Annotated in this window: 8 protein-coding genes; 7 read left to right on the top strand and 1 reads right to left on the bottom strand. The window is 56.4% G+C overall.

Translation table 11 applies throughout. The features are described 5' to 3' along the window. The first annotated feature begins 53 nt into the window (after nucleotides 1-53). On the top strand, nucleotides 54-2,069 hold the full coding sequence (locus QEP11_RS18970) for a 3-hydroxyacyl-CoA dehydrogenase NAD-binding domain-containing protein (protein ID WP_284338201.1): 2,016 nt from the start codon (nucleotides 54-56) through the stop codon (nucleotides 2,067-2,069). 159 nt (nucleotides 2,070-2,228) lie between these two features. After that, entirely contained in the window at nucleotides 2,229-3,227 is a 999-nt protein-coding gene (locus QEP11_RS18965) for a Bug family tripartite tricarboxylate transporter substrate binding protein (protein ID WP_413788757.1), read from the top strand. 101 nt (nucleotides 3,228-3,328) lie between these two features. Here the strand turns inward: QEP11_RS18965 and QEP11_RS18960 are convergent, their stop codons facing one another. Further along, entirely contained in the window at nucleotides 3,329-3,652 is a 324-nt protein-coding gene (locus QEP11_RS18960; RefSeq protein WP_284338200.1) for a hypothetical protein, read from the bottom strand. Between the two features lie 189 nt (nucleotides 3,653-3,841). Between QEP11_RS18960 and QEP11_RS18955 the strand changes: the two genes are divergently transcribed. From QEP11_RS18955 to QEP11_RS18935, 5 genes are all read left to right on the top strand, one after another. Further along, complete coding sequence (locus tag QEP11_RS18955; protein ID WP_284338199.1) at nucleotides 3,842-4,627, top strand: SDR family oxidoreductase; 786 nt, start codon at nucleotides 3,842-3,844, stop codon at nucleotides 4,625-4,627. Between the two features lie 128 nt (nucleotides 4,628-4,755). Then, nucleotides 4,756-5,196 carry a PaaI family thioesterase gene (locus tag QEP11_RS18950; protein WP_284338198.1) on the top strand — a complete coding sequence of 147 codons (441 nt, stop codon included), beginning with the start codon at nucleotides 4,756-4,758 and terminating at the stop codon, nucleotides 5,194-5,196. A 96-nt stretch (nucleotides 5,197-5,292) separates the two neighbouring features. Next, nucleotides 5,293-6,309, top strand: coding sequence for an NADP-dependent oxidoreductase (locus QEP11_RS18945; RefSeq protein WP_284338197.1), 1,017 nt, complete (start codon nucleotides 5,293-5,295; stop codon nucleotides 6,307-6,309). 74 nt (nucleotides 6,310-6,383) lie between these two features. Then, a complete protein-coding gene (locus QEP11_RS18940; protein ID WP_284338196.1) occupies nucleotides 6,384-7,304 on the top strand; it encodes an SDR family oxidoreductase in 921 nt (306 codons plus the stop codon). Nucleotides 7,305-7,566: 262 nt separating this feature from the next. After that, the gene (locus tag QEP11_RS18935; RefSeq protein ID WP_284338195.1) at nucleotides 7,567-8,844 is read left to right on the top strand and encodes an efflux RND transporter periplasmic adaptor subunit; all 1,278 of its coding nucleotides are present in this window, start codon (nucleotides 7,567-7,569) and stop codon (nucleotides 8,842-8,844) included. Nucleotides 8,845-8,856 lie beyond the last annotated feature (12 nt).

The raw sequence follows: 8,856 nt of genomic DNA, 5'->3' as shown, positions 1-8,856 counted from the left end.
ATGGCAGTGCCAGAGATGGCGAATGCGCTGTGATGGCGGAAAGGACGTAGCACATGGAGTACAACGAAGTATACCAATGCCTGGTTCTGACCATGGACCATGGCAAGGTCAATGCGCTCTCGCAGCCATTGCGTCAGTACCTGATGGATGGTTTGGTCCAGGCGGTACAGCGTGAGGATGTGAAGTGGGTGTTGCTGCGTGGCAAATCTGGCTTCTTTTCCGCAGGTGCGGATCTGGCGGAAGTGGCTAAAGGCACAGCCAATGCCTCGCCCAGCGTGGGCACGGTGATTCAAATGCTGGAGTCGAGCAGCAAGCCGGTTGTGGCATTGCTAGACGGTGTAGCTCTGGGGGGAGGCTTTGAGCTGGCCATGGCATGCCATGCACGCCTGGCCACCGAGGCGGCCAAAGTGGGGCTGCCAGAGTCCAGGATCGGCTTGATCCCCGGTGCTGGCGGAACGCAGCGTCTGCCGCGTGCCATTGGTGTGGCTGAGGCTATGGAACTAATGGTGTCCGGTAAGACGGTGAAGGCAAATCGCTTTGCAGCAACGCCATTGATCCAGGCCGTGCTTGCTTCTGCAGACTTGGCGCAGGTATTGCCTGCTGCTCAGGCAGCACAGGCAAGTGCTCCTCAGTTGCTGCGCCACTTGCCGTTGCAGCAGGGAAGCATTCCCCCTGTGAAGAAGTCCACCGATGTGACGCGTGCATTGCAAAGCCTGGTTGGTGTGGAGTTCGCTTCGTTTGATGAAGGTCTGGCCAAGGAGTACGAGGCATTTTGCGCGTTGCGAGAGAAGCCGTCTTCCAAGGCCTTGCGCCATATTTTTGCGGCGGAGCAGCAGGCGGTGAAACTGGACGGTATTGAGCCTGCGAAGGCCGACGATATTTGTTTGGTGGGCGTGGTGGGTGCAGGCACCATGGGCAGCGGCATTGCAATTGCGCTGGCCGACCATGGCCGCCATGTGCAGTTGGTGGATCGCTCTGAAGAAGTGCTGCTGTGTGCGCGTGGCGTGCTGCAAAAACACTATGCAGCGCAGGTGCAAAAAGGCCGTTTGACGCAGGCGCAGGCGCAAGAACGAGTAGAGCGCGTGCATTTGGGCATGGAAATGAAGGCACTGGTCGACGTGGACCTGGTGATTGAAGCCGTGTTCGAAGACTATGCAGTCAAGGAAGCCGTGTTGCGAGATGTGGACGCGCATGTGCGTGCAGATGCCATCATTGCCACCAACACCTCGGCGCTGGATGCCAATCGACTGGCCGATCGTGTTCGCCACAGCGGTCGTTTTATTGGCCTGCACTTTTTCAGTCCGGCCAACATCATGCGACTGGTTGAGGTGGTGCGTTGCGACGTGACCAGCGACAGCACGCTGGCGCGCAGTTTTGCCATGGTCAAGGCATTGGGCAAGCTGCCGGTGTTGGCGGGAGTATGTGACGGGTTTATCGGCAATCGCATGTATGCCAAGTACAACGCTGCGGCCAATGACCTGATCAATATGGGTGCGAGCCCTGAGCAGATCGATGCTGCATTGGAACGCTTTGGCTTTGCCATGGGCATTTTCAAGGTCGGGGATCTTGCAGGTTTGGAACTGAGCTGGGCAGGACGCAAACGCCGTGCGCAGGAAAATCCAGGCGTTGACTACGCCGTGTTTGCCGATCGTTTGTGCGAGGCTGGTCGCCATGGTCAGAAAACCCGCGCAGGCTGGTATCTGTACGCCGAAGGTAGCCGTCAGGCCCAGCCAGATCCTGTGGTCAGCGCGATGATTGAACAGTGGCGAGAAGACCGTGGTTACAGAGTGCGCAGCTTCAGTGATGAAGAAATCATCGAGCGCTGTGTGGGGGTCTTGGCCGCGGAGGGCAAGCGTTTGCTGGAGGAAGGCATTGCTCAGCGCATGAGCGATATCGATGCGGTCTACATCAATGGCTATGGTTTTCCGCGCGAGCAGGGCGGCCCCATGTTCTATGCCCAGAACATGGGCTGGGAACAACTGTCGCGCAAGCTCGAAGACATTGCAGCCGAAACCACGTTGGAGCCTTCGTTCTGGATGCCAGCCAAGCAGGCCCTCGCCGCCTGTTGAGTGTGCTGAAGACTTCTGGTGGGCGTGCATTGCTGCGATTGCCACACGCGCTGCACAGGAGTAGCAGTTTTGATTGCCTGTCACCAGAACAGCATCCTCAGAGATGGGGGGACGGGCAGCGCTTGTGTCATGAAGACACTGCCACCTAGGAGACAAACCATGGAATCAATCGATATCGGCCGCCGCAGCGTGGTGATGGGTACGGTTGCAGCAGGTGCAGGCCTGTGGGCATTGCCAAGCATCTCAGCACAAGACTTTCCCAAGCGTCCCATTCGTTTTGTGGTGCCCTTCAATGCAGGAGGTTCCACCGATGTGATGGCACGGGGGCTTGCCGAAGCCATGTCCAAGCCCCTGGGGCAGCCCATCATCGTGGAAAACCGCACTGGTGCATCAGGCATGCTGGGAACCGATGCGGTGGCCAAGTCCGCACCCGATGGGTATACCGTGGCAGTGTCTTTAAGCACTTCGTTGCTGATCAACCAGTTTCTGTACTCCAAGATGAGCTACAAGCCGCTGGAGGACTTGATCATGTTGTCGCAACTGGTCAAGGCTGGAACCACACTGGTGGTGCATCCATCCGTGCCGGCCAACACCATGAAAGAGCTGCTGGCATGGGTCAAGTCCCAAAAGGGTAAGGTAGCTTATGGAAGCTGGGGCGTGGGCTCTTACGCGCATTTAGCAGGTGCTTATATGAGTATCACCCAGAACGCTGACATGAACCACATTGCCTACAAGGGAGAGGCTCCCATGCTGCAAGAGCTGATTGGTGGGCAGCTTCAGCTGTGCTTTGCTGGCGCACAGGGCACCAAGCCGTTTATTGATGCTGGCCGTCTCAAAGCGATTGGTGTGACGGGAAGAGATCGTATGGAGGTGCTGCCCAATCTGCCAACGATTTATGAGCAGGGCGTCACCGATGACGTCTACGAGTTGACAGGATGGGTAGGCATGGCAGTACCCGCCAAAACCCCTAAGCCTGTTGTCGACAAACTGTATGCTGCGTTGCAGGTGGCTGCCAACCAGCCCAAAGTCGCAAGCATGCTCAAAGCCACAGGATTCCTGCCACATTTCAGCAGCCCTGAAGACTTCGCCCAGTCCTACGCGGCAGAGATGCCGGTCTGGCGGCGTCTGGTTGAAGTGGCAGGTGCTCGCGTGGACTAGCGCAAGCAGAACGCCATCTACCAATGCAGTGCAGCTCTGGCACTCTCTTTGCAGTGCGTGGCATGCGGCGTTCTTTTACTCACATCACAGGGGCCACAGTCTTAATGCTGTGCTCTGACCTCAAAGTAGCAGCCGTCCTCACCACCCAGGCCTTGCATGCCTGCTTCTGAAGCTGCGCGTGCAGCTTTCATCCAGCGCTGATAGGTCGACTTGGCCTCTTCAGTGATTTCTTCGGGGGGAGCGTCTTCGAGGCTTTCGAGCAAGCGCAGCGCCTCGGCCACATTGGCTTCACCACCCAGTTGGCGGCACAGGGTGCGCGCATAGCGATGTTCAGCGCGCAGTCGCTCTGGCTCAGGCAAGCTGGGGTAGTCGCACAGTGCGACAGTGAATGGAGAGATTTCTGGTGCGTTTTCGGTTGCAAACATGAATATGTATAAAACAACAGTGACTGTATGAATGTACAGTAAATTGTGTGAAGTGTGCAAATTTTTTCTACGTGCATTCACTAGGCTTGCACTTCACGCGGGCGACAGGGGAGGCATTCGCACTGCTTGCACAATGAAGGCTGTGGTCGTAAATGACCGTTTTCACAACTTGGTCAGGAGAGAGAATTCATGACACGCAGCGTGCAACAACTGTTTGACCTCACAGGAAAAACTGCTTTGGTGACTGGTGGCTCACGCGGGCTGGGCTTGCAAATGGCACAGGCTTTGGGGGAAGCGGGTGCTCGCGTGGTGCTGACATCGCGCAAGTCGGCAGACCTGGAACAGGCAGCCTCGCAGTTGCATGCCCAGGGTATTGATGCGCAGTGGATCGCTGCTGATTGTGCAGATGAGCAAGATATTCAGCGTCTGGTTCAGGAGGCGCTGGAGCGAGTGGGGCAGATCGATATTTTGGTGAACAACGCAGGTGCCAGTTGGGGCGCTGCTGCTGAGGACTACACTGCTGCTGCCTGGGACAAAGTGATGAATCTGAACATCCGTGGCTATTTTTTGCTGAGCCAGGCCGTAGCCAAGGCCTGCATGCTGGAGCGCGGAGGACGCATTATCAATCTTGCGTCGATTGCGGGTCTGGGTGGCAACCCGATTGAAATGAAAACTATTGCCTACAACACTTCCAAAGGTGCGGTGATCAATTTCACCCGGGCATTGGCAGCAGAATGGGGGCCACGCAATATCAATGTGAATGCGATTTGCCCTGGTTTTTTCCGCACCAAGATGGCAGAGGTTTTGATTGATTCTATGGGCGAGGCGAATATGGCCAGCCGCGCACCTTTGCGACGTCTGGGTGATGATGAAGCACTCAAAGGTGTGACTGTGCTGTTGGCAAGCGATGCGGGCAAGCACATCACAGGTCAGTGGGTAGCTGTGGACGGTGGAGTGAGTGCGGTTTTGGGTTGAGCGTCAGAATCAGGCATCGCAGATCAAGAGTGTTGCCATCACTTGAATGTGACAACGTTTAGGCGATGACCGGTCTGATGCACCGCTATGCTTGCTGCCATTTCATTGAACAGCCCACGGAGACAATTATGCTGAGTTTTGGTGCTCACCCCATTCCATTTGTGAACCATCTGGGTTTCACTTTGCACAAAATGGAAAATGGTGAATCGGAGCTGCACTACACCGCACAGCCTGAGCATTTGAATACTTTTGACGTGACCCATGGCGGTGCCAGCATGACCCTCATGGACGTGACCATGGCAGTTGCCGCACGCAGCCTGGAGAGTGATGACTTTGGTTGTGTCACCATCGAGATGAAAACCAGTTTCATGCAGGCCGCGCGTGGCCCACTGGTGGCTAAAGGGCTGGTACTGCATCGAACCAAGACCATGGCCTACTGCGAAGGCAAAGTCTATGACAGTGAAGGCCGACTGTGTACGCATGCCACTGGTACGTTCAAGTACATGCCGCGCACTGTCAAGCCCGGGCAAAAGCCGGGTGCCACGCAAACCGTGATCGCGACAGACTAAGTCCATGGTCAGCGTGAACTGCTGGCTTTGGGATATGCAATCTGCTGCCAAATCTTGCTAAGCAAGTGCAGGCAACCATGTAGAGGGAGACAAGCTATGCCACGTAACCAACAGATACTGCTCGACAATCGTCCCCAGGGCGAGGCCACAGTCAGCAATTTCAAGCTGGTGGAAACTGACACCCCCGCACTCCAGGATGGACAAGTGCTGGTACGTCACCATTACCTGAGCCTGGATCCCTATATGCGGGGGCGCATGAATGACAGCAAAAGCTATGCGGCCTGCCAGCCGTTGGGTGAAGTTATGCTGGGCGGCACCGTTGGGGAGGTGGTCGAGAGCCGTCATCCCAAGTTCCAGGAGGGTGATCGAGTCGTCGGCATGGGTGGCTGGCAAAGTTACAGCGTGGTGGATGCAGATGTTCCCGGCATGTTGCGCAAGGTGGATACCCAGCATGTTCCGCTGTCTTACTACCTGGGGGCGGTCGGCATGCCTGGCGTTACCGCATGGTACGGTCTGGTGAAAATCATCAACCCCAAAGCGGGCGAGACTGTGCTTGTAAGTGCGGCAACAGGCGCAGTAGGCAGCGCTTTCGCGGCCCTGGCCAAGGCGCGTGGTTGCCGAGTTGTCGGCATTGCGGGCGGCCCAGAAAAGTGTGCCTATGCCACCAGTGAACTGGGCTTTGATGCCTGTATTGATTACCGTGCGCATAGCGACATCAAAGCCATGTCCCAGGCTTTGAAACAGGCCTGCCCAGACGGTATTGACGGCTACTTTGAAAACGTGGGGGGCTACATTCTGGATGCAGTGCTTCTGCGAGCAAATGCGTTTGCCCGGGTTGCGGTGTGCGGCATGATTGCTGGTTACGACGGGCAGCCATTGCCCTTACAGAATCCGTCGCTGATTTTGATCAACCGTATGAAGGTTGAAGGCTTTATCGTGAGCGAGCACATGGAAGTGTGGCCTGAGGCATTGAGCGAGCTGGGGAGTTTGGTTGCGCAAGGCAAGTTACGCCCACGTGAGAGCGTGGCACAAGGTCTGGAGCGGGCCCCCGAAGCTTTTTTAGGTTTGCTCAAGGGAAAGAACTTTGGCAAACAGCTGGTCAAGCTGTTCTGAAAACCCATTGCGAGGCAGCCATTGGCTGCCTTTTTTTGCAGCACGTGTAAACAGACCGGCAAAAGGAGACACCGATGTTGAATGGATTGGCAGGTAAAACCGCAGTGCTGACCGGCGCAGGGTCAGGCTTTGGCTGGGAGTGCATGTGCATTGCAGCCAAGGCTGGCATGCAACTGGTGCTTGTGGATGTGCAAGCAGACGCACTGGCTGCATCGGCTGAGCGCGCCCGCAGCTTGGGTGCTGCACATGTGATGGCCTGCAAGGTGGATGTGGGCAACGCGCAGGCGATGGAGGCGCTGGCTGCCGAAGTGAAAGACAGCTTCGGCGCACCGCACTTTGTGTTCAACAACGCAGGAGTTGGTGGCTCGGGAGGATTGCTGTGGGAGCAATCTGTGCGTGATTGGGAGTGGGTGCTGAATGTCAACCTCTGGGGGGTGATCCATGGTGTACGCGTTTTTACCCCCATGATGCTGGATGCAGCGGCACAGGATCCGACATGGCAAGGTCACATTGTCAACACAGCCAGCATGGCAGGTCTGCTGGCACCTCCCAATATGGGGGTATACAACGTGAGCAAGCATGCAGTGGTTAGCTTGACAGAGACGCTTTATCAGGATCTGCGGTTGGTGACCGATCAGCTCCATTGCAGCGTGTTGTGCCCCTACTTTGTGCCGACTGGCATCGCCAACAGTGAACGCAATCGACATGATGTGGTGGATGTCAGCCAACTGACAGCCAGTCAGAAAATTGCCCGGGCCATGACACAGAAGGCGGTTAGTTCAGGCAAAGTTTCGGCACAGGATATTGCCAGCAAAGTGTTTGCTGCCATGGCTGATAACCAGTTCTATATCTTCAGCCATCCCCATGCGCTGGGTAACGTCAGGGTTCGCATGGAAGACATTCTGGAATTGCAAAACCCCAGAGATGCTTTTTCGGATCGCCCTGAAGTGGGGGCGCAGTTGCGTGCCGCATTGCGCGGAACTTTAGCTGCCTAAAGCGCTCCTTCCCTCCCGGAATGCCCTGCAATGCGGGGCTTTTTTGCAGGTAGGCATACGATTTGCAAAGGGATTAGCGAGCTTGCTGATGCTCAAGTGCTGGCGCAGTGTTACAACGCAGAGCCTTGCTGGCAAGCCGAGCATTTTTCCAAGCATTTCAAGCACTGCCAGCCATGAATTTACCCATTCCGGCCCCTCGCTTTACAGAAGAGCAACATTCGGGGTTGAGAATGGCAACGTTTTCGAATCATTGATTGTCCCCATGACGTTTCCTTTAGCCTCTCTACGTGTCACCCATCGCCCGTTACACAGTTTTTCTTCCGGGCTGCAGCTGCATCGTAGAGCCAGGCTGGCAGCTCTGGTTCTCGGCGCAAGCTTGCTTGCGGCCTGTGGAAAGGACAGCACTGCGCCTGCAGTTCAGGCTGAGGCTACTCAGGTGGGTGTGGTGGTGCTGCAAAAGCAAAGCCAGATGCTGGACACCAGCTTGCCAGGACGCACGAGTGCATTTTTGAGTGCCGAAGTTCGCCCCCAGGTTAGCGGCATAGTGCAAAAACGCCTGTTTACCGAAGGTGGCATGGTCAAGCAAGGCCAGCCGTTGTACCAACTTGATGCAGCCAGTCTGCGTGCTGCTGAAGCCAGTGCCAGCGCCGCACTGGCCAAGGCTGAAGCCAGCCAGCAGACACTGGAAGCCACTGCACGCCGCAATGCAGAGCTGGTCAAGATCACCGCCATCAGTCAGCAGGCTTACGAAGAAAGCCAGGCTGCAGCCAAGCAAGCGCGTGCCGACGTGGCCGTTGCCAGGGCCAGCCTTGAAAATGCACGCATCAATCTGAAATACAGTCGCATTGAAGCACCGATCTCGGGACGTATCAGCATCTCCAGCGTCACTCCGGGGGCGCTGGTCACTGCCAACCAGACAGCCCCCTTGACCGAGATCGTGCAGCTGGATCCCATGTATGTGGACTTTACCCAGTCATCGGCCGAGCTGTTGCAACTGCGCAATGACTGGGCTGCAGGTCGCTATCAAAAACTGGAAGGCGATGAAATGCCCGTGCGCATTCGTCTTGAGGATGGCAGTCTCTACGGGCATGAAGGCAAGTTGCAGTTCTCGGGGCTGATCGTCAACAGCACCATGGGCACAGTCACACTGCGGGCCGTGGTGCCCAATCCCGATGGAATTTTGATGCCCGGCATGTTTGTACAGGCGCAACTGCCAACAGGATTGGCTCCAGAGGCCATTTTGGTGCCCCAGCAATCCGTGACCCGCGATTTGACAGGCCGTGCCAATGTGATGGTCGTCAACAGCGATAACGTGGTGGAAAAACGCATGGTGGAGCTCAGTCGTGCCATGGGCGCGAACTGGTTGCTCGACAGTGGTTTGCAGGCAGGTGAGCGCGTGGTGGTCGATGGTTTTCAGCGCATCAAGCCAGGCGATGTGGTCGCACCTGTCGAAGTTGACATGAGCGCCAAGAAAGGCACTCAGCCCGTTGATCCGCAAGCTGCAGCCGCCCAATTGCGCGCTGCTGTGCAGAACAAATAAGCGGGAAGAGAT

The sequence above is a fragment of the Comamonas halotolerans genome (assembly GCF_030162935.1).
Lineage (GTDB): Bacteria > Pseudomonadota > Gammaproteobacteria > Burkholderiales > Burkholderiaceae_C > Comamonas > Comamonas halotolerans.
The sequence above is the reverse complement of the archived record's forward strand: the minus strand, read 5'-3'. Positions and strand labels throughout refer to the sequence as shown.

What these genes read in the sequence shown, in the direction of transcription:
- QEP11_RS18970 (WP_284338201.1), top strand. Translation starts at nt 54, where the DNA reads ATGGAGTACAACGAAGTATACCAATGCCTGGTTCTGACCATGGACCAT.
- QEP11_RS18965 (WP_413788757.1), top strand. Translation starts at nt 2,229, where the DNA reads ATGGAATCAATCGATATCGGCCGCCGCAGCGTGGTGATGGGTACGGTT.
- QEP11_RS18960 (WP_284338200.1), bottom strand. Translation starts at nt 3,652, where the DNA reads ATGTTTGCAACCGAAAACGCACCAGAAATCTCTCCATTCACTGTCGCA.
- QEP11_RS18955 (WP_284338199.1), top strand. Translation starts at nt 3,842, where the DNA reads ATGACACGCAGCGTGCAACAACTGTTTGACCTCACAGGAAAAACTGCT.
- QEP11_RS18950 (WP_284338198.1), top strand. Translation starts at nt 4,756, where the DNA reads ATGCTGAGTTTTGGTGCTCACCCCATTCCATTTGTGAACCATCTGGGT.
- QEP11_RS18945 (WP_284338197.1), top strand. Translation starts at nt 5,293, where the DNA reads ATGCCACGTAACCAACAGATACTGCTCGACAATCGTCCCCAGGGCGAG.
- QEP11_RS18940 (WP_284338196.1), top strand. Translation starts at nt 6,384, where the DNA reads ATGTTGAATGGATTGGCAGGTAAAACCGCAGTGCTGACCGGCGCAGGG.
- QEP11_RS18935 (WP_284338195.1), top strand. Translation starts at nt 7,567, where the DNA reads ATGACGTTTCCTTTAGCCTCTCTACGTGTCACCCATCGCCCGTTACAC.